13 protein-coding genes, 8 pseudogenes and 1 riboswitch are annotated in these 20,409 nt (G+C 40.9%); of the genes and pseudogenes, 5 read left to right on the top strand and 16 right to left on the bottom strand.

Annotated elements, in window-relative coordinates:
• Positions 1–239 precede the first annotated feature (239 nt).
• From efp to RCG23_RS19385, 4 genes and pseudogenes are all read right to left on the bottom strand, one after another.
• The gene (gene efp / locus RCG23_RS19400; RefSeq protein ID WP_308176997.1) at positions 240–797 is read right to left on the bottom strand and encodes an elongation factor P; all 558 of its coding nucleotides are present in this window, start codon (positions 795–797) and stop codon (positions 240–242) included.
• A gap of 24 nt (positions 798–821) precedes the next feature.
• Positions 822–1,878, bottom strand: a pseudogene (locus RCG23_RS19395) (M24 family metallopeptidase).
• Between the two features lie 20 nt (positions 1,879–1,898).
• A complete protein-coding gene (aroQ, locus tag RCG23_RS19390) occupies positions 1,899–2,327 on the bottom strand; it encodes a type II 3-dehydroquinate dehydratase (RefSeq protein WP_308176996.1) in 429 nt (142 codons plus the stop codon).
• Between the two features lie 111 nt (positions 2,328–2,438).
• Positions 2,439–2,954: a YqhR family membrane protein gene (locus tag RCG23_RS19385; protein WP_308176995.1), complete on the bottom strand. Its 516-nt coding sequence runs from the start codon at positions 2,952–2,954 to the stop codon at positions 2,439–2,441.
• Between the two features lie 228 nt (positions 2,955–3,182).
• Between RCG23_RS19385 and RCG23_RS19380 the strand changes: the two genes are divergently transcribed.
• Positions 3,183–4,127 (top strand): DUF1385 domain-containing protein, encoded by a 945-nt coding sequence (locus RCG23_RS19380; RefSeq protein ID WP_308176994.1) that lies wholly within the window; start codon positions 3,183–3,185, stop codon positions 4,125–4,127.
• 57 nt (positions 4,128–4,184) lie between these two features.
• The gene (locus tag RCG23_RS19375) at positions 4,185–4,571 is read left to right on the top strand and encodes an SA1362 family protein (RefSeq protein WP_308176993.1); all 387 of its coding nucleotides are present in this window, start codon (positions 4,185–4,187) and stop codon (positions 4,569–4,571) included.
• Between the two features lie 34 nt (positions 4,572–4,605).
• Here the strand turns inward: RCG23_RS19375 and RCG23_RS19370 are convergent, their stop codons facing one another.
• The 6 genes and pseudogenes from RCG23_RS19370 to RCG23_RS19345 form a co-directional block, all read right to left on the bottom strand.
• Entirely contained in the window at positions 4,606–5,490 is an 885-nt protein-coding gene (locus RCG23_RS19370) for a patatin-like phospholipase family protein (RefSeq protein WP_308176992.1), read from the bottom strand.
• Positions 5,491–5,575: 85 nt separating this feature from the next.
• Positions 5,576–6,601, bottom strand: coding sequence for a spore photoproduct lyase (gene splB / locus RCG23_RS19365; protein WP_308176991.1), 1,026 nt, complete (start codon positions 6,599–6,601; stop codon positions 5,576–5,578).
• Positions 6,602–6,709: 108 nt separating this feature from the next.
• Positions 6,710–7,312: pseudogene (locus RCG23_RS19360) on the bottom strand (hypothetical protein); the annotation flags it as partial.
• A gap of 291 nt (positions 7,313–7,603) precedes the next feature.
• Positions 7,604–8,740: pseudogene (locus RCG23_RS19355) on the bottom strand (ribonucleotide-diphosphate reductase subunit alpha); the annotation flags it as partial.
• 696 nt (positions 8,741–9,436) lie between these two features.
• Positions 9,437–10,252 (bottom strand): annotated as a pseudogene (locus RCG23_RS19350) (ribonucleotide reductase N-terminal alpha domain-containing protein); the annotation flags it as partial.
• A 380-nt stretch (positions 10,253–10,632) separates the two neighbouring features.
• Positions 10,633–11,469 (bottom strand): lipoate--protein ligase family protein, encoded by an 837-nt coding sequence (locus RCG23_RS19345; protein ID WP_308176990.1) that lies wholly within the window; start codon positions 11,467–11,469, stop codon positions 10,633–10,635.
• 193 nt (positions 11,470–11,662) lie between these two features.
• Here RCG23_RS19345 and RCG23_RS19340 point away from each other — a divergent pair, with 193 nt between their 5' ends.
• Positions 11,663–12,052, top strand: coding sequence for a rhodanese-like domain-containing protein (locus tag RCG23_RS19340; protein ID WP_308176989.1), 390 nt, complete (start codon positions 11,663–11,665; stop codon positions 12,050–12,052).
• A gap of 327 nt (positions 12,053–12,379) precedes the next feature.
• Here the strand turns inward: RCG23_RS19340 and gcvPB are convergent.
• From gcvPB to gcvT, 3 pseudogenes are all read right to left on the bottom strand, one after another.
• A pseudogene (gene gcvPB, locus RCG23_RS19335) lies at positions 12,380–13,838 on the bottom strand (aminomethyl-transferring glycine dehydrogenase subunit GcvPB).
• Positions 13,831–15,176, bottom strand: a pseudogene (gene gcvPA / locus RCG23_RS19330) (aminomethyl-transferring glycine dehydrogenase subunit GcvPA). The pseudogenes gcvPB and gcvPA overlap by 8 nt, the downstream one beginning before the upstream one ends.
• 18 nt (positions 15,177–15,194) lie before the next feature.
• Positions 15,195–16,300 (bottom strand): annotated as a pseudogene (gcvT, locus tag RCG23_RS19325) (glycine cleavage system aminomethyltransferase GcvT).
• Between the two features lie 253 nt (positions 16,301–16,553).
• Positions 16,554–16,640, bottom strand: a riboswitch (glycine riboswitch).
• 155 nt (positions 16,641–16,795) lie between these two features.
• Between gcvT and RCG23_RS19320 the strand changes: the two are divergent.
• Both RCG23_RS19320 and RCG23_RS19315 read left to right on the top strand, forming a co-directional pair.
• A complete protein-coding gene (locus RCG23_RS19320) occupies positions 16,796–18,484 on the top strand; it encodes a DEAD/DEAH box helicase (protein WP_308176988.1) in 1,689 nt (562 codons plus the stop codon).
• A pseudogene (locus RCG23_RS19315) lies at positions 18,462–19,252 on the top strand (YqhG family protein). Before RCG23_RS19320 ends, RCG23_RS19315 begins: the two are co-directional and overlap by 23 nt.
• Before the next feature lie 30 nt (positions 19,253–19,282).
• On the opposite strand, the gene RCG23_RS19310 reads toward RCG23_RS19315, so the two are convergent.
• The 3 genes from RCG23_RS19310 to comGG are packed head-to-tail and all read right to left on the bottom strand — an operon-like array spanning position 19,283 to position 20,408.
• The gene (locus RCG23_RS19310; RefSeq protein WP_308176987.1) at positions 19,283–19,480 is read right to left on the bottom strand and encodes a YqzE family protein; all 198 of its coding nucleotides are present in this window, start codon (positions 19,478–19,480) and stop codon (positions 19,283–19,285) included.
• Between the two features lie 46 nt (positions 19,481–19,526).
• Positions 19,527–20,024: a shikimate kinase gene (locus tag RCG23_RS19305; protein WP_308176986.1), complete on the bottom strand. Its 498-nt coding sequence runs from the start codon at positions 20,022–20,024 to the stop codon at positions 19,527–19,529.
• Positions 20,025–20,036: 12 nt separating this feature from the next.
• The gene (gene comGG, locus RCG23_RS19300; protein WP_308176985.1) at positions 20,037–20,408 is read right to left on the bottom strand and encodes a competence type IV pilus minor pilin ComGG; all 372 of its coding nucleotides are present in this window, start codon (positions 20,406–20,408) and stop codon (positions 20,037–20,039) included.
• Position 20,409: the final 1 nt, after the last annotated feature.

Here is a 20,409-nt window from a genome sequence, read left to right as displayed (position 1 = left end):
TTTTAAATAAAGATTATTTAAATTTCAAACTTATTTTAGCAAAAAATAACTAGGTAATTATCGTACAAATCTTACTATTTAGTGAAGTCCTTCAAAAATTCCACAATTAATAACAATTCAAATATTTATTATTTAAACTAAAAAAGCCCCAGCGCGAATATTCGCGCTGAGGCTTTTAATAAGTAAGGTTTTCATAATCTAGTTCCAGCGCCCAGCAACAGGGCGGTTCCACTTTTTAATTACGCACGTGATACATATGTGCTGTCAGTTGTGTTGATGATTAATCGGTCACCTTGGTTTACGAAGAAAGGAACCTGAACTGTCAGGCCAGTTTCAACAGTAGCAGGCTTTGTTCCGCCTGAAGCTGTATCCCCCTTGATTCCTGGTTCAGTTTCAGTAACTTCAAGTTCTACCGTATTCGGAAGTTCAACACCAAGTGTCTCTCCATGATACATCATGATGGAAACTTCCATATTCTCTTTAAGAAATTTGAGCTCATACTCAATTGCTGTTGCTGGAAGCTCAATTTGCTCATAGGATTCATTATCCATGAAAATATGCTGATCGCCGCTTGCGTATAGGTATTGCATTCTGCGGTTGTCAATTTGTGCTTTTGCCACTTTCTCACCAGCACGGAAAGTTTTTTCCTGGATAGCACCAGTACGAAGATTACGAAGTTTAGAACGAACAAACGCTGCTCCTTTACCAGGTTTCACGTGTTGGAAATCGATGACGCGCCAAATGCTGCCATCCACTTCAATTGTCAGTCCTGTACGAAAGTCGTTTACAGAAATCATGCTTAAAATCCTCCTAAAAATTCTTTACAGAATGATAAGTTCTTTTGTTGAATGAGTAAGGGTTTCGTTGTGGTCAAGAGTAATGAGCGTGTCATCCTCAATACGAACACCGCCAAGACCCGGGATATAAATTCCTGGTTCTACGGTTACGACCATTCCCGGCTCAAGAATGATATCAGATTTTACAGATAGGGCAGGCCTCATGGACTTCTAGCCCAATGCCATGTCCTGTAGAATGCCCGAAATATTCTCCGTAGCCTTTTTCTGTGATAAAGTTCCGTGTCAAAGCATCTGCTTCCTTGCCTGTCATGCCTGGCTTAATTCCAGCCATGCCACGAAGTTGCGCTTCCAGGACGATATCATATATTTCTTTTAATTTTGCCTCGGGTTCTCCAACAGCAACAGTCCTTGTAATATCGGAGACAAACCCTTTATAGTAAGCACCAAAATCAAGCGTGACGAAGTCGCCTTTTTCAATAATCTTTTCGCTGGCAACACCATGAGGCAGAGCGGAACGGTAACCGGACGCAACAATAATATCAAAAGAAGAAGATGCGGCGCCAGCTTTTCTCATAAAGAACTCTAATTCATTGGAAACCTCGAGTTCCGTTTTCCCTGGACGGATAAAATCGAGAATATGTTTAAATGCAGCATCAGCGATATCTGCTGCTTCCTTTAATATCTTAATCTCTCCTTCTGTCTTTATCAAGCGCAACTTTTCAATTGCTCCGGAAACAGGTACAAGTTCTGCTTCCACCGCTTTTTCATAAGATTTAAAAGAGGAATAAGACAGATGCTCTTGTTCAAAACCAAGTTTAGTAATACCGAGCTTCTTCGCCTGGGCAGCAACCTCTTCGGGAATTGTGCCTGTGTGTTTAACAATTTCGAAGCCTTGACATTGCTTTGCAGCTTGTTCAACATAACGGAAATCTGTAATAAATTGAGCATTTTCACCCGAAATTAATACCACGCCTGAAGACCCTGTAAAGCCGGTCATGTAACGTCGATTGTATCCGCTTGTGATAAGCAAACCATCAATTCCAAGTTTAGAAAATTCAGACTGTAATTTTTCTAATTTCATTTTCTTCCTCTCCCCTTTTCCTATTCCAGCAGAGCTAACAATGCCAGTTCATACCCCTTAAAGCCTAATCCAACAATCTGGCCCCTTGTTACAGGTGCAATTACTGAAACATGGCGAAATGGCTCACGGGCATGGATATTTGATATATGTACTTCGATAACAGGGACATCTATTCCTGCAATCGCATCACGGATAGCATAGCTGTAATGAGTGTAGGCACCAGGATTTAAAATAATTCCTTCAACCCCGGATTCCCCTGCTTCCTGAATTCTATCGATCAGTATCCCCTCAGAATTCGATTGATAGCAAATCATTTCAACTCCGTGTGTATGTCCCAGATTCTTCATCTTTTCTTCAAGATCCTGTAGTGTTGCCGCCCCATAAACATCCGGTTCCCGTTTACCGAGCATGTTTAAATTAGGACCATTGAGAAGCATAATTTTTTTCATTTTCCAAATCTCCCATGCACCATGTTTCTTCTCTTTAACGATTGTTGTATTTCTTATTTAAAAATATTGCCCAATAAATTCATTTTATCATAATCGGCCATCCCGCGACTATTATTGGCTATTGTCTTTTTGTCCTTTTGGTATGTGCTGGCGGCTTTGATATTCATATGAAATCGAGTAGCCAACAAAAATTCCATATACGATAAATAAACAGGCAGATGTAATCATTGTATTGCGATCAATTTCGCGAAATGGTTTAATTCCCGGAAAAATCGGATTTAATACAAGGAAAACGAGAAGAAAAAGGGCAATCCCATAAAAAATGCCTCCCCATCTGCTTTTTAAGTTCTTCAAAACCAGGTAGTAAATGAAGGCCGCTATAACTGAGAATACACCTATCATGAAAATAGAAATAACGGTTCCGAGCCATTCATGTTTCCAATTTCCTAGTGCCCATGGTTCTAATATGAAATTTGGGCGAATAACTGTGAAATTGAACAGATAGGATAGATAACCGATTGAGCTCCAGAAAATACCAGCAAATAATCCCGTATATATGACGTAGGCAATAATTGACATTGGTTTATCTGAATTATGACTCTCACTTCCCAGCAGCTCATCCAGCATAAGATGTATGCCTCCTTCAATTCCATTTTTTTAACAGTCTGTATTTATAGTATGTCCTTTGGCTATCATTCACTTGCATATATTTTTAATTCCGTCGCCATCAAAAAAATGAAGATTTATATCTCATATAGAGGTTTTTTCTTTTTTTTAGTAGAATAAATTAAGGTACATACAGTTTTTCTCTTTAAGCTGATTGTGCAACTTTGAAATAGGCTGGTGTTAGCGTTCATGTCCAAAAATCAAAAACCCGTTTATGGCGGCCAGGCAGTGGTCGAAGGCGTTATGTTTGGCGGGAAACATCATTATGTAACTGCGGTTAGACGGAAAGACCGCTCCATTGAGTATTTCCATCTGCCTCGAAAAACTGTACCTGCTTTTTCTTTTCTCAAAAAAATCCCTTTCCTTCGTGGAATTATTGCGATAATCGAAGCAAGCGCGAACGGGTCAAAGCATTTAAATTTTTCAACAGAACGGTTTGACCTTGATCCCGAAGAGGATCATAAGTTAAAAGAGAAGGAAGTCTCCAAGACTACGATGTATCTTAGCGTAGCAGCGATCGGCGTTATTTCCTTTTTATTTGGAAAATTCATCTTCACATTGCTTCCAGTATTTCTTGCTGTATTGACAAGGCCCATTTTTTCAACTGATTTTGAGCAGGTCTTAGTCGAGGGATTTTTCAAGCTGCTGCTGCTCTTATCTTATATTTATTTTGTTTCGCTTACACCGATTGTTAAACGAGTGTTCCAATACCATGGTGCCGAACATAAAGTAATTAATACCTTTGAAAATGGCCAGGAATTAACGGTTGAAAATGTCCAAGCAAACTCTCGTCTCCATTATCGCTGTGGAAGCAGTTTTATCCTTTTCACTGTCATTGTCGGTGTTTTCGTCTACATGTTTGTCCCTACTACACCGCTCTGGCTCAGAATCGTTGACCGTATAGCATTAATCCCTGTTGTGCTTGGGATATCTTTTGAGATTCTTCAATTAACGAACAAATTGAGAGATGTTCCAGTCTTGAAGTTATTAGGCCTTCCGGGCTTATGGCTGCAGCTTTTGACTACTAAAGAACCGAATAACGATCAGGTCGAAGTAGCAATCCTCTCGTTCAAAGAGCTACTAAGAATGGAGAAGGAAACGAACGATCAAATGGAGACAGAAGAAATTGTTTAATTCTTCTCAAATGCGTGTTTAAAAGAGGAAAAAAATGCTTATGATGCTCTTAGGGAGGTGGCATTCTTGAAAAATCGGATTTCTTTACTCATTTTTGGTATTCTTTTCATTCTGGCTGCAATAGGCATTGCCGGAATATTAGTATCAAACCCGGCCGGTTTTATCCAAAGAATAGCTGTCATCGCGTTGATCGGTATGGTTATTTATTTACTTTTTCGGCGATTTAATAACTCAAGCCCTGAGAGAAAAGAGCAGCGGGCATTTCTTAAAGCCGCAAAAAAATCAAAGAAAAGACTCCATCAAAAAAACGGGGATCTCCAATCAAGGAGTGCCTCTCAAGGAAATCTTCCCTTAGCTAAAAAGAAGATAAAAAAGAAATCTTCTTCCCATTTGACCGTTATTGACGGAAAAAAAGGCAAAAAGAAAAATCGGGCATCCTTTTGAGGAGCCCGATTTTTTATTGATTTTTAAATAGGTCTCAATATCCCCATGTTCCGAAGAATTGTTTCGCACATTTCTTTCCCAGTGCGAAAAGTGCTTGTTTTTTTTCCTCCGTCAATTCGAATTCCGTCGATAAAACACCTTCGGTTGGTACAAAAATGATATTTTTCGCATGCTTTCTTGAAATGTATCTTGAATCATGGGCATCTTTCATGGTTTCAAACAACGCCCCAAACATTTGAATGGCATTGCCAATTTTATGCTTTTGATGATCCGTTTCGCTATGGGTTAATTTAATACCCAATACTGGTCGTGCCTTTTTTGTATTTTCTTTGTCAAACAGCCATATTGGAAAATTGCTGAGAACACCACCATCTACGACAATGCTGGTACCATCGATAGACTTTAATTTCACCGGTTCAAAAAAATAGGGCATACTGCAGCTCATACGGATGGCTTTTGCAATCGAAAACGCCCTTGGCGGTATACCATACTTCTCCAAATCGTCAGGCAGTACAACGAGCCGGCCATTTGTCAAATCAGATGCGATTACGCGAAGGGAATCCTGCGGCAAATCGGAAAAGGTCCTTAGTCCCTTCATTTCAAGCTTATTTTTAAGCCACTTCTCTAATTCATTCCCCTTATACAAACCTAAACGCCAGTAAACCAAAAGCCATTTTGCAAATGGAAAAGGAAGAAAAGTTTTCCGCTCGTCCAGTAATTTGGATGTGTCGAGTTCATCAAGAATCTCGTAAATTTCCCGGCTAGTGTAACCCGCGGCTACCAAGGCGGCAACGATTGAGCCCGCGCTGGTTCCTGCTACTCTTTTAAAACGAAAGCCTCTTTGTTCAATTTCTTCATATGCACCTATCAAGGCAAAGCCCTTAATTCCCCCACCGGAAAATACACCGTCTATTTCCATCCAGAGCCCTCCCTTAGATGTAGTCATTGTTACATCTTTAAGCGCGCTTTTATGAAAATAGTACGGCGGACAGGTTAAAAATATTTCACGTGAAGTATTGGGTTTCAGCTTGCGGAAAATAAGATGAGATATATCCTCTTATCGTGGTTTCCAGATCTTTTGCCTGTTCATCCGGGTAAACGTATTTTCCAATTCCATATCGCCCCCACTTGTATTTCCGTTTTTCTTCATTCATTTCAAGCTTTGTTTTTGGATAACGTTTCGCGATTACATTTTTGGCTGGTTTGGTAAATCGATGCTGAATCAATTCAAATGTAAGGTCAGGAAGTTCAATGCCTTCGAGCTCTTTTTGCAGACGCTGAAATAATTCTTCATATCCTTCTTGCCAGCCTTCATGCATATAAATCGGTGCCACAATAAACCCCAACGGATAACCTGCATTGGCGACTTTGCGGGCAGCTTCCAGACGTTCATCGAAGGAAGATGTTCCCGGTTCAAAGTTTTTAATGACATAACGGGAATTTACACTGAAGCGGAATCGTGTTTTACCGTTATGCTTAGCATCAAGCAAATGGTCTACATGATGATATTTCGTTACAAATCGGAGCCTTCCATACTCTGTGCTGCCGATAAATTCAATCGTTTTCTTTAAGGAGTGGGTCAGATGATCAAGACCGACAATATCGGATGTACATGCAGCTTCAAAGCGGGTGATCTCTGGTTTACGCTCGTCCATATATTTTTGTGCCTGTTCAAATATTTCTTCAAGATTGACATACGTCCGGATGTACGGCTTGCTCCCTAGCGTGGTTTGAAGATAGCAATAGTGGCAGTGGCCCATACACCCTGTTGCTAAAGGAATGGCATATTCAGCTGAAGGTTTAGAAGTATCAAATTTCAATGTCCTTCGTATACCGACGACAAGGGTTGATTTTGCGTTTCGGTATTGCTGCAATTCATTATCCCCTGGAATACCGCGGACCTGGTTATGGGAGGTCGTTTCTTTGATCTCCATTCCCATTTTTTCAAATTTCTCTTTTAGCTCTCTACCCAACGGGTATTCCAATGCCTGTGGTTCTATATATACAAGCTGCGGTTTAAAGGGTTCCATTATGTAGCCTCATTTCTGCGATAAGAGTCCATTTTTTGTAGTATGAACTTTAAATGGCCCGGACATAAAAAAAGGATGGAAAAAATTTTTCCATCCTGCTCACTATTTTTATAATCCGCATTTCAACTGGGCATTACAGTTCGTGCAAGTGTTACATCCGCCGATATCCTCCACAGTTCCCTTGCGGCAAACCGGGCAGGTATTCCCAACTTCTGATCCAATCGTTACATTTGTGGAACGGAGTTCGTTGATCGTATCAACCAGCACAACATGCTGTTTTGGCTTCTCTTTAACAATAGATGAAACTTCCTGGCTGTTTTCTTCGGCTTTTAGTGTGAGTACCTGTGAATCGCGAGAGCCATCCACATATACGGTGCCGCCTTTAGCTCCGCCATTGTAGAGGCGTTCATATACTTTTTCTACCTGTTCAACGCTGTAGCCTTTTGGAGCGTTGACGGTCTTACTAATCGAGCTGTCAATCCAGCGCTGAATGACACATTGTACGTCAGCGTGTGCTTCAGGTGCAAGTTCCATTGCAGTCACAAACCAGTTTGGCAAATTATCTTTATCTGCCTCAGGATGCTGCTCCAAATATTCCTGGACAATATCCGCATTCACTTCGATAAACCTTCCAAGTCTTCCGCTACGGAAATAGGAGAAGGAGAAGTACGGTTCCAGTCCTGTTGAAACGCCGACCATTGTTCCAGTGCTCACTTTTGTTACTCTCTACGTTTTATAGAGGGCGGGATTATTAGTACCCGCTCCATATGTCGCCATATGGGCCAGACTATATCATCAACCATTATAAAATGGCTGCTCGGCATGTAGTCGTTGAGGGGTCAGCCACGACTTCCCTGCGGATTGTCTGGTTAGTTTAACTAACACTCCTGCATTTTTACCATTTTCAGGCTGGCAAGGCCAGGTAGCAAGAGATACGCCAGAGTTTCCCGCATATAGCCAAGTTTACGCTACATTCTTACGAATATAGGGGGCAAGCTGTTTACCCGTTGGAGCAACAGTCAGCAGGTGAGAGTTCCTGATACCTTTGCTTAAAATTGACTCTCTGATATCCTCCGGCATTTTTTTCATAAATCCGGTATTGATAAATGCCTGTCTTAAACGGTTAGTTTCTGCTACATCTTCACCTGTTAAGAATGGGAAACTTCCCTTTTCTTCGGCAAGCTCAACGGAAGCACGATAAGCTGTAGTTGCAATTGTTTCAAAAACATCGTCAACTAATTTATTTCCTTTTTCTGATCCATATTCAGTTTCGCAATAAATCAAAAGGTCATGCAGTCCCATTACTCCAAGACCTACACGTCGTTCGCCAAGTGCCTGCTTCTTATTTTCTTCAAGGAAGTACGGAGTCGCATTAATGACATTGTCCTGCATGCGGACACCAACTTCAACTGTACGCTTTAACTTTTCAAAATTAACTGTTTTAGTTTCCTTATCAGCCATTTCAGCAAGGTTCACGGCTGCGAGGTTGCACACTGAAAATGGTGCGAGAGGCTGCTCCCCACATGGGTTGGTCGCTACAACCTTTTGTCCATATGCCTGGGCATTTGTCATGTCATTTGCATTATCGATGAAGAAAATACCAGGTTCAGCTGAATAAGTCGCACAAATGTTGATCAGATTCCAAAGCTCTTTCGCCTTGATTTTTTTGTAAGTACGTACTTTATAACCAAGGTTTTCCCATTCACGCACATCACCTACTTTGTGCCATTCCTGGTTGTAAATTTTCATTGTCTCAGCATCATAGTTTTCAGTATCCGGGAAGCGCAGTTCATATTCAGCGTCCTTTTCGACCGCTTCCATGAATTCTTTTGTCAGGCAAACTGAAATGTTCGCACCAGTTAAAAATTCCGGATTATGGACGGTAAAGTTTCCGCCAGCTTCAAGCTTTTCTTCAGCATTTTTGATAATCTCAGCACTGAATCCGCCGTAGCCAGGAATATTTTTATAATTGATGATTCCCTGGTACATTGCTTCTTCTTGTAAAGTCAGTGGTGTGAATTTCAGCTTGTCCTTTGCATATTTTTTTATTGTTTCTTCATTTGTGTTTTCAATGAGGAAACGAAGGATGCGAGGGTTTTGCATTTTAGAAATAATAAATTCAATAATATCAGGATGCCACGTACATACCGTTCCTTTCGGAATATTTCGCTGCAGTTGCAGCCGGACTAGACTATATCATCACCCTCAGCAAAATCTGTTAGGTGGCGCTTATGAGAGTTTATTGTTGGGACTCACTCTCTAGTCGTTGAACCTTCGCCATTACCTTAGCCCAATGACGCTTGGCTGCAGATTGTCCAATGCATAGCAATTTTTATGGCCTTCACGCTCACCGTTTCCAGTCACGTTGTGGCTTGCCAGCCTCTAAGGAGTTCCCTGCAATTCACCCGATTTTCTAGCCGTTCATTTTCTGAACGACGCGGACTAGTGCATCTATTAAATTTTCTTCTTTACCAAAGGTTTTTTCATGACAATTCTTACAGAGGGTTATGCCATTGCTTACTCCTAATGCATTTGCGATAACTGTATATCCCTTTTTAAGAATAATATATTGATGATATAACCAATCTTTATCATCATATGGTTTATCCCCTAATTTTAATGGGGTTTTTCTTAAGCCCCATCTTCTTAGATGAGTCTTTATAGCAGATGTGCTTAACCCTGTCTCATTAGCTATCTTTTTATAGTTTCATTTTCCAAGATATACCTTTGATAAAGAAATGCTTTAGTAAGATTAAACATGATTAGCCCTCCCTAATCACGAACGTTCGTTCTGTTTTAATCTTACTAAAATTTACTTTGAATGTCACTTTTTTAATCCGCTAACATTATCATCTGCGCCCCTCTGCGGGATCCTCCTTGCTCAACAAGGTGTGTCAGCTTCGCAATGTCATCCAGCCATGAAACCGAGCCAGAAGATTTGCCGTTTACACCTTTTGCAAGTGTGGCCCGTGGACGCAATGTTGAACCATTTGTTCCAACTCCACCGCCACGGCTCATGATTTCCATTACCTGCTTGCGGTGATCCGAAATTCCTTCGCGGGAATCCTGAACAAAAGGCATGACATAGCAATTAAAGAAAGTTACTTCAGTACCTGCGCCAGCACCGTAAAGGACGCGGCCTGCCGGAATAAAGTTGAGGCTGACAAGCTCCTGATAGAACTTTTCAAACCATTCCTGGCGCTTTTCTTCTGTTTTTTCGACAAAGGCCAAGCCAGTTGCGTTGCGCTTTGCAATTTGTTCGTAAAAGAGTTCGAGCGGCTTTTCAATCACATCAAGCGATCGGACAATTATTCCAGTCTCCGCTTCATCTCCGTCCAGTACACCTTTAAATTCATCATCCACTAAAACTTGTGCGGTTTTCTTTTCCCAATCGATTTGTTGGATGGTTCCAAGTCCACGTGCAGGAAATTTAGGATCCTCCTTGATAGTGAGAACGACAAAATCACCAGCTGTTAGAGTAATTTTCTCTGTATCTTTGAAGGTGTACCTGTCGAGCATGACTAAACGTGAAACTCCCTTGTGGACAATTTTCATATCCGGAGTAACCGGGTGAACCTGAGGGAACAATCGGATATCCTCGTTTAATCTCTCAAAGTTAATATTCATTTTTCTACTTAACACAACCGACATGATCACATCTCCTTCAAAAATAAATCTATATCTAGCTGTATTCTAGTTATTCATTTACTAGATCTAGTTGTTTATGGAATACCCATACGTTATCACAATCAAACACAATAAATCAATATATAGTGCTTAATAGATTTTCGACACCACTACATATTGTGTTTTATGCAAATAACTAAAATTTTGTCAAACATAAAAACCACTAGAATTTAAAGCAAATGAAAGATAAAAGTTGTTTTACTCACGAAAATGATGAATTTCAACAAATTTCACGAGTTGCCCTTTTGCTGACTAGGTAGAATAGATTACATATTCCCTAAAAAAGAAGCCACTCCACTGTGGGAATGACTCTCATTTTATTCCATGCTCTAGTACAAAAAATCTTATCTCTTAAAATTCCACTCATCATTTTCATATCTTTCATGGGCGATTTTATTTACATAGTCACGTTCTTCCTGAGTAAGTTCGTAAGGGACAAGCTCAATGTTCAGGCCTTCTGAAAATCCATTATAGAAGGCTGTCTTTGCCTCTTCCAAAGTAATTTTTCTTGGACTGATTTCGTTAATGGCAACCGCCTTGCTTTTAAACGCCCGTTGCATGCGTTCCTTGACTTTTTCACTAGGATAATTAAATAGACTGAAAAGCTTTTCCTCATCCAGATCCAGCAAAATGGAACCATGCTGAAGTATTACACCCTTCTGCCTTGTTTGGGCACTTCCTGCTACCTTCCTGCCTTCGACAACCAGCTCGTACCAGCTTGGGGCATCAAAGCACACTGCGGATCTTGGATTTTTCAAGGAATCTTTTTCATCCTGTGTTTTTGGAACAGCAAAATACGCTTCAAGTCCCAGCTGATGGAACCCCTTCAGGATGCCCTCAGAAATGACTCGATAAGCTTCCGTAACCGTCTTAGGCATTTCGGGATAATCCTCTGAAACAATGACACTGTAGGTCAATTCATGCTCATGGAGTACTCCTCTTCCGCCTGTCGGACGGCGGACAAAACCCAATTTATGTTCCCTGACAGCTTCCATATTAATTTCTTTTTCAACCTTTTGAAAATAGCCAATGGAAAGGGTTGCAGGATCCCAGCCGTAAAATCGTATTGTCGGGGGAATTTTGCCTTCACTATGCCAATCAAGCAATGCTTCATCCAAAGCCATATTAAATGATGGTGAGCCACTGCCTGAATCAATAAAACGCCAAACTTCCTTTTTCATATAAAAACCTCATTTATTAGATGTAAATAGCTATTCGCGATTTTTAGTCTATCAAAATAAAGTAAAAAAACAAAGCAAGTTGAATCTGTTATAATAATGATAGGAAAATAAGCATAAATTTTTCCCGAGACTCTTTACTCATTAAAGGTCTGACTTATATAATAATAACATTGCAGCACAGCTTGAAAGGAGCATGAAAAAATTGCCTACTCTCTATTTACTGCTTATCATCATAGGCGCCATTATTACGTATTCCGTAATTACCTGGTTATATCAGCGTAAAATCGTCAAGACATTGACCGAAGAAGATTTCCGTGCTGGCTACCGGAAAGCACAACTCATTGATGTTCGTGAGCCAAACGAATTCGAAGCTGGACATATTTTGGGGGCAAGAAATATCCCTCTTTCCCAAATGAAAATGCGCTCCAAAGAAATCCGTTCGGACCTTCCGGTATATCTATACTGCCAAAGCGGCCTTCGCAGCGGACGCGCCAGCCAGTTTTTATACCGCAGAGGCTATAAAAACCTTTCACACCTAAAGGGCGGCTTTAAACAGTGGTCTGGCAAGGTAAAATCAAAATAATTAATTGCAAAAACCGCCGAAAAATGGCGGTTTTTTAGTTTTATAAAAAAATATTGTCCTTCCTCTGTCTGGAAGGTGGGTAACTGTCGTCCTACCGGCATAATTTTGAACACTTTCTACACAAATCGAACAGTATTCTATATTATCTCTTTTCTATTCTACATTAACTTATCCATTTTCTACACTTCAAGCGGTTTTTTCAACAATAGGAGAAAAACTGCCACTCACCTAGCCAAGACATCCGGCCCGTCGTGCTATCAGAATTTATGAATTTAAATTCTGTTAAGCAAAAAAAAAGCCCGCATCCACGTGCGGGCCACATACATTTTAATTCTTTTGGTATCTTAAAATAGGTTTACGTGCTGCAGTAGCTTCATCCATACGTCCCACAACCGTTGTATGTGGTGCTTCCTGAACGATTTCAGGATTTTCCTCTGCTTCCTTCGCGATTTGGATCATGATGTCCACGAATGAATCTAGTGTCTCTTTTGATTCTGTTTCGGTCGGTTCAATCATGATACACTCCTCAACGTTAAGCGGGAAGTAAATGGTCGGCGGATGGTAGCCAAAGTCGAGCAGGCGCTTTGCGATATCGAGCGTGCGCACACCAAGCTTCTTCTGGCGTCTGCCGCTTAGAACGAATTCGTGCTTGCAATGCTTGTCAAACGGAAGGTCGTAAAACTCTGCCAGCCTTCTCATCATATAGTTGGCATTCAATACCGCATATTCCGTTACAGCTTTTAAGCCGTCTGGCGCCATGGAACGGATATAAGTATACGCACGGACATTGATTCCGAAGTTTCCGTAATATGGCTTTACGCGTCCAATGGATTGCGGGCGGTCATAATCAAATACAAACTCCTCACCGCGTTTAGAGATAACCGGCTTTGGTAGAAATGGAATCAGATCTGCTTTTACTCCTACCGGGCCTGAACCAGGCCACCTCCACCGTGTGGCCTGTAAACGTCTTATGAAGATTTAAATGCACCACGTCAAAGCCCATGTCGCCAGGGCGCGCTTTAGATAATACCGCGTTTAGATTAGCTCCGTCATAGTAGAGCTTTCCGCCAGCTCCATGAACGATTTCAGCCATTTCAAGGATATTTTCTTCAAATAATCCAAGGGTGTTAGGATTGGTAAGCATCAATGCCGCTGTATCCTCACCTACGACTCTTCTAAGATCATCAAGATCAACGAGGCCATTTTCATTTGATTTAACAGTAATCGTTTCAAGTCCCGCTACAGTAGCAGACGCCGGGTTTGTTCCATGGGCGGAATCGGGAACAATAACCTTAGTACGTTTTGTATCGCCATTTGCTTCATGGAAAGCGCGGATCATCATTAATCCTGTCCATTCCCCGTGTGCTCCTGCAGCTGGCTGCAATGTAACCTCATCCATGCCGGTAATTTCGATCAAATGCTCCTGAAGATCATATAAAAGCTCTAGAGCACCCTGTACAGAGCTTTCATCCTGCAACGGATGAATATGGGCAAAACCGTTGAAGCGGGCAACATTTTCATTGATTTTTGGATTGTACTTCATTGTGCAAGAGCCTAATGGATAAAAGCCTGAGTCCACGCCATGGTTCCTTTTGGAAAGGGCAGTATAGTGGCGCATAATATCCAGTTCCGAAACCTCCGGAAGCTCCGGTTCTTCGTCACGAACATAGCCTTCAGGCAATAATTCATTGAGGTCAAATTCCGGAACGTCCATTTCCGGAAGGCTGCAGCCAATCCGGCCAGGTGTACTAAGTTCAAAAATGAGCGGCTGGTCTTGATTATGCATGGAAATCCCCCAATTCTTTCACTAAAGTATCGATTTCTTCCTTCGTTCTTACCTCAGTTACGCAAACCAGCATGTGATTCGCCATATCAGGGTAATCGCGTCCGAGATCGTAGCCTCCGATGATTCCTTTTTTCAAAAGTTCCTGATTCACTTCTTTTACAGGTTTATTTAATTTAACGACAAATTCGTTAAAGGAAGGACCTTCAAAAATAACTTCAAATCCATTTTCCTTAAAGGTATTTTTTGCATAATGCGCTTTTTGAAGATTGGCAGCTGCCATGCTGCGAACTCCCTTTTTGCCAAGTGCTGTCATAGCAACAGATGCTGCCAAAGCATTCAGCGCCTGGTTTGAACAAATGTTGGATGTCGCTTTGTCACGGCGAATGTGCTGCTCACGCGCCTGAAGTGTTAAAACAAATCCACGTCTGCCCTGATCGTCCTTTGTTTGACCGACAAGGCGGCCTGGAACCTTTCTCATCAGCTTATTCGTTACTGCAAAGTAACCGCAGTGAGGACCGCCAAATGCAGTCGGAATACCGAATGGCTGAGCATCGCCCACGACGATATCGGCTCCGAATTTACCAGGAGGAGTCAACACGCCAAGTGATAAAGGATTGCTTGATACTACGAATAATGATTTATTCGCATGAATAACCTCTTCTAGTTCTTTCAATGGTTCAATACGGCCAAAAAGTTAGGATACTGAACCATAACGGCAGCGATATCGTCTGAAACAAGTTCCTTTAATGCTTCTAAATCTGTTACGCCGTCACGGACCGGGATTTCGATTACGTCAATGTACTGTCCCTTTGCATAAGTTTTTACAACTTCTTTGGATTCCGGATGAACTGCGCCTGAAATAAGAATCTTCTTGCGTTTTGTATGGCCTGCGCTTAGCATAGCTGCTTCTGCAAGCGCGGTGCCTCCGTCGTACATGGAGGAATTGGCTGTTTCCATTCCAGTCAATTCGCAAATCATCGTTTGAAATTCAAAAATAGCCTGAAGCTCACCCTGCGAAATTTCCGGCTGGTAAGGAGTATAGGCAGTATAGAACTCCGATCGGGAAATAACATGATCAACTATGACAGGCATATAGTGGTCATAAACACCCGCACCCAGGAATGAGGTATTCCTTCTCAAATCAGCATTGCGGTCAGCAAGCTTTGAAAGCTCCTTCATTAATGCTGTTTCAGATTTTGCCGGTTTAATATTGTATTCGCCTTTGAACCTGACGCTTTCTGGAATATCGCTAAAAAGGTCATCTACTGAGGATACACCGATTGTTTCAAGCATTGATTTCTTATCTTCTTCAGTCATCGGTAGGTAGCGATGTTTCATTGTCATTTCTCCCCTCTGCTATTTCTTTTCTCTTTTATAAAAAGGTGTCGGCACAATTTGGGCTTTCAGTCTTTTTCCGCGGATTTCAACATCAACTTCATTTTCAAGGCTGCTTCTTCCGTTTTAATAAGAGCAAGACCGATGTTTTTCTTTAACGTAGGTGATTGTGTGCCGGTGGTCACTTCGCCGATTAGTTCTTCCCCTTTATAAACCGGGTAACCATGGCGTGGAATTCCTCTGTCAATCATTTCGATGCCAACAAGCTTTCTTGGTGTTCCGCCTTGTTTTTGCTGGATCAGGACTTCTTTGCCGATAAAATCTGCTTCCTTATTCAATTTCACAGCAAAGCCGATTCCAGCTTCAAGCGGAGAAATCTCAGAAGTCAGTTCCTGGCCATATAGTGCCAAATTCGCTTCAAAGCGAAGGGTGTCACGAGAACCAAGGCCACATGGTACTACTCCGTCTTCTTCGCCAGCTGTTAAGATTTCTTTCCACAGGTCAGCTGCGTCGTTTGCATCACAATAAATTTCAAAACCATCTTCACCAGTATATCCAGTTCTTGAAACAAGAGCTTTTTTACCGTTCAAGGTTACTTCCTGCTGAAATTTAAAAAATCCAATTCCGCTTAAATCTTCTTCTCCTGCCAGCTTTTGGAGAACTTTTTCTGCCAAAGGACCTTGAAGGGCTAATTGTGCTGTAGTTTCAGAAAGGTTCTCCAGCTCGACATTTCCCTCAACATGGTCGAAAAGCCACTGATAGTCCTTTTCAATATTAGAAGCATTGACTACTAGGAGATAGTGATTGTCTTTTATTTTATAAACGAGCAGGTCATCCACTGTGCCGCCGCTTTCATAGCACATTGCAGTGTATTGAGCCCCACCGTCAGAAAGTTTCGAGATATCATTTGTCATCATTTTTTGCAGATAGCCTAAACTGTCAGTACCTTTTACTTCAATCTCTCCCATATGGGAAACATCGAATAATCCTGCTTTCGTGCGGACAGCTTCATGCTCCTCTTTAATGCTTGAAAATTGGACTGGCAGCTCCCAGCCTCCAAAATCGATTGTCTTTGCCCCATATTCCTTGTAGCTTTCAAATAGTGGAGTCCGCTTTAATTCTGACATTGTTTATCCCCTTTCAAAACTAAATGGTTTCAAAGAATTTAATTAACTGACTGATGCAGTTCGCCAATCTTAAGTATCAAGATATGGCTTTCTTCCAGCCCCCGAGGGAAACAATAAACTCTCATGCAGCCAAAAAAGGACAGAGTCCTCCCCTGTTGTATGAGAAGGTCTCTGTCCTTGCACCTGAAAGTTTACCTGTAAAGGCTTTCCCCTTTGGTGGCTTCCTTTGGAAAGGAAGCTCTCTCCAGAGCTGCGTCAAACAAGAGTTCTTTTGCCTGAGAGATTCACAGATTGTTTGCTCCTTCGGCGCTACGTATGTAGTCTCTCCCCTTATCATCATCCGCATTTATAATATTTTCCAAATGGGCAATACTAAGAAAACTAAGCTTTAAAAATTATTTTTTAGAATACTTAAAACTTTCAAAGCTAACTTCATCCTACCATTAAAGCGATAATTTGAGCAATACATTTTCGCATGAAAAGGAGCTGAAAAACTTGCCTGTCACAATTGAATTTGATTCTTCCTGGCAGGATGAATTTTTGCATCGGATTGACCATGATGGACCATGGGGAAATTGGGAGCTTTTTAAACTTGCAGTTGAAGTGGAGAACCATACGGTTATCCCGGATTTCGAAGGTCTGCAGGCACCCGGCCATCTGCCTCAATTGACCCCGCTGCCGCATCAGCTCGAAACTGCTAAACAAGTAATCGAGAATATGCATGGCAAGGCAATCCTTGCTGATGAAGTCGGTCTGGGAAAAACGATAGAAGCAGGATTAATATTAAAGGAATATATGATCAGAGGCCTTGTAAAAAAGGTGCTTATTTTAGTTCCTGCATCACTTGTCACTCAATGGGCAATTGAGTTGAATTCAAAATTTTTTATCCCTGCAGTAACACAGAGGAAAAGCTATGTATGGGATCAATGTGATGTAGTGGTGTCATCTATCGATACGGCTAAACGTAATCCACATAGGGATATTATATACAAACAAAACTATGATTTAATTATTATCGATGAAGCCCACAAATTAAAAAATAATAAAACGAAAAACTATGAGTTTGTCCAAAGCTTAAAGAAGAAATTTTGTCTTCTACTTACTGCTACACCTATCCAAAACCGAATTGAAGAGATTTTCAATCTTGTTTCCCTATTAAAACCAGGTCATCTTGGAAGTGAGACCGCTTTCTATGAAAAATACAAAAAAGATGCCCGCACACTTCAGGATGATGAGCATTTAAAAGAGATTGTAAATAAAGTAATGATCAGGAACCGCCGAGCCGATACCGGAATCGAATGGACAAAACGCCATGTCGAGACAATACCAATTACTTTTTCCGCATCAGAGAGAGAGCTATATGAAGCGATAATGGACCTAAAGGGTGATGGAAACTGGGTACAAACCAGCGCTTTTTCAGTCATGACTTTGCAGCGAGAAGCGTGCAGCAGCCGTGAAGCAGTATTTTACACACTGAAAAATATGCTGCAAAGAAAAGAGAACCCTTCACCTGATTACGAGCAGCAAATACAATTATTAATATCGAAGGTAGAAGCTGTACAGCAGAATTCAAAGGCAAAAAAAGCTCTGGAATTGATCCAATCGATCAATGACAAGGTCATTATTTTTACCGAATACCGCGCTACCCAGCTTTATTTGCAATGGTATTTAAAACAGCACGGCATTTCTTCAGTCCCCTTCCGCGGGGGCTTTAAACGAGGGAAAAAGGACTGGATGCGTGAGCTATTTCAAAAACACGCACAGGTGCTTATTGCAACAGAAGCCGGAGGAGAAGGAATCAATCTCCAGTTCTGTAATCATATCATCAACTTTGACTTGCCATGGAATCCAATGAGACTTGAGCAGAGAATAGGAAGAATACACCGTCTCGGCCAGGAAAAAGATGTAATGATTTATAACTTTGCTATCAGAGATACGGTAGAAGAGCATGTTTTAAAGCTGTTATATGAAAAAATCCAGCTGTTTGAAAAAGTAATTGGTGAACTGGATGATATTCTTACAAAGCTTGAGTTTGGAAATATTGAAGATCATTTAATTGATATCTTTGGACATTCTGCATCTGAAGGGGAGATGAGAATCAAATTGGATAACCTGAATTCCATGATTGAATTTGCCAAAGATATTAAGGAGGGAGAAACCCGTGCAGCAGCAGGAAATCCATAACTTTCTCGAACGATACTTCCATGCCAATGAATGTGAAATTACCGAAAATTCACCCGGTTACTTAACCGTGCAGCTAACGGCAGAATTAGATAAAGAGCTGATGAACAGGCCCTTTACTGGCATTATTTAGAGAAAACAGGCGGGATTCCGAATCCGATGAGCCTAACTTTTATCACTAATAATCAGCTCGCACCGGAAAACATGAAGGGTGAAACAATTCATTTTGGATCGCCCCGGCTTCATCAAATATTCCAATCAGCCAAAAAGCTCGCAGGTTATATTCGCCTATATGAAAACCATCATACGGTTAACAGACAAACTCCTTTATATCCATGGCTCGGCATGAATATTAAGATATCATACCAGTGCGATCGAAAAAGGGATATCTTTAAATCGATGGGCTTGCAATTGATAAACGGGAAAATGGCCGAAAACTTTCATCAGCGTCTTCAGCAAATTTCACTGACTCCCAAAATTCCCGATTATTCATTTACCCTTTCACCACTTATAAAACCGATGAGCGGAATATCAAGAATAGAAAATTATTTGAGAAGCATGATTGAATCAGAAGACCATTCTTGGGCTGAGGATGCGAGGAAAAGATGGGATAAGGATTTGCAGTTGCTAAATCATTTCTATGAAGAAGAGTCGGACAGAAACGAAAGCTATGAGACAGAAAAACAAGCGTTACAGGAGCAGTATGAACCTAAAATTAAAATGTCCATTATTAATGGGGGATTATTTTATTTGACAGATGCCTCAATGTGAATATTTATTAGACATAAAAAAGAAGCAGTTTTATGCCTGCTTCTTTTTTATATTTCGATTCTTCACTTCGGAATAAAGAACATATGGGAGTATCCCAAACCATCGATACCAAAATGCTGCTCTCGCTTCTTTTCGTTCCAGCCTCATTTTTTTTCGATCTGCTTTGGTCTGATCCATATATTTCACAAATATCTGGGTCATATATTTTACGTAGTCATTGGTTTTCACGGGCACACCATCCTTTTTAGGCCAGTATAAGTATGTCCGTTTTACTTTATTTTAAACTATGGACGATTTCATCGACCACTTCATTTAGAAACTTCCCATCGGTCCGAATCTGAAAATGGGACGTTTCCTGATACAATCCAAGCCTCTGTTCCATTAAAACTGAAATAATCTTTTCTTTATCTCCTGATAATAAAGGGCGAGATGTGTCTCCTGAAAGTCTGTTCAGAATTTCTTGAGGTGCTGCTTCCAGAAAAATAACGATGCCATTTGATTTCATCCATTCCCGATTTTCTTCACGCAACACCATGCCCCCGCCAGTTGCTACTACTGCATCCTCTACGGCTATTTTTTTTAATACTCTGGTTTCCAGAGAACGGAATTCCTCTTCACCAAATTCGGAAAATAAATCGGAAATCGTCTTTCCGGTTTCTTTTATGATTTCATCATCTGTATCATAAAATGGGATATTCAACCGTCTGCTTAATTCTTTTCCGGCCGATGTTTTTCCGGCTCCCATAAAACCAATAAGGTAGATTGTTTTCATAGATATACCTCTTTAATTCTTTTCTATCCATTTTACCATCTTTTTTGCTGTGTTATCGAAGTAACCATATCCAAGGGCAGTCTCTCCGGAATTCAGCGTAAGGTTAAAGGTTATTTTTTGAACACCTCCTGGCAATAATTCCATTTGATATGCCACTCTTCCGCTATTAAATTGATAGATCCCATTCTTTTGATCGCCTGCCTGCAGCATCTTTTCTGTTTTCTTCATTGAAGCCATCATATAATATTCTTCTCTTAAAATTTTTTTTGTTTCAGCTGTCAGCTTTCTTTCCGTTATATGCTGCTCGATATGAGAGGCAATAAATAACAAAAACACGATCAATATACACAATGTCAACGGATACGTAAAACCATTTCTCTTCATT

The sequence above is a fragment of the Neobacillus sp. PS3-34 genome, assembly GCF_030915465.1.
In the GTDB taxonomy this organism is placed as follows: Bacteria; Bacillota; Bacilli; order Bacillales; family Cytobacillaceae; genus Neobacillus_A.
Note: the sequence above shows the minus strand (reverse complement) of the source record. Positions and strands in the feature narration are given on the sequence as shown.

What these genes read in the sequence shown, in the direction of transcription:
- efp (WP_308176997.1), bottom strand. Translation starts at nt 797, where the DNA reads ATGATTTCTGTAAACGACTTTCGTACAGGACTGACAATTGAAGTGGAT.
- aroQ (WP_308176996.1), bottom strand. Translation starts at nt 2,327, where the DNA reads ATGAAAAAAATTATGCTTCTCAATGGTCCTAATTTAAACATGCTCGGT.
- RCG23_RS19385 (WP_308176995.1), bottom strand. Translation starts at nt 2,954, where the DNA reads ATGCTGGATGAGCTGCTGGGAAGTGAGAGTCATAATTCAGATAAACCA.
- RCG23_RS19380 (WP_308176994.1), top strand. Translation starts at nt 3,183, where the DNA reads ATGTCCAAAAATCAAAAACCCGTTTATGGCGGCCAGGCAGTGGTCGAA.
- RCG23_RS19370 (WP_308176992.1), bottom strand. Translation starts at nt 5,490, where the DNA reads ATGGAAATAGACGGTGTATTTTCCGGTGGGGGAATTAAGGGCTTTGCC.
- splB (WP_308176991.1), bottom strand. Translation starts at nt 6,601, where the DNA reads ATGGAACCCTTTAAACCGCAGCTTGTATATATAGAACCACAGGCATTG.
- RCG23_RS19345 (WP_308176990.1), bottom strand. Translation starts at nt 11,469, where the DNA reads ATGAAAAAGGAAGTTTGGCGTTTTATTGATTCAGGCAGTGGCTCACCA.
- RCG23_RS19340 (WP_308176989.1), top strand. Translation starts at nt 11,663, where the DNA reads ATGAAAAAATTGCCTACTCTCTATTTACTGCTTATCATCATAGGCGCC.
- RCG23_RS19305 (WP_308176986.1), bottom strand. Translation starts at nt 20,024, where the DNA reads ATGAAAACAATCTACCTTATTGGTTTTATGGGAGCCGGAAAAACATCG.
- comGG (WP_308176985.1), bottom strand. Translation starts at nt 20,408, where the DNA reads ATGAAGAGAAATGGTTTTACGTATCCGTTGACATTGTGTATATTGATC.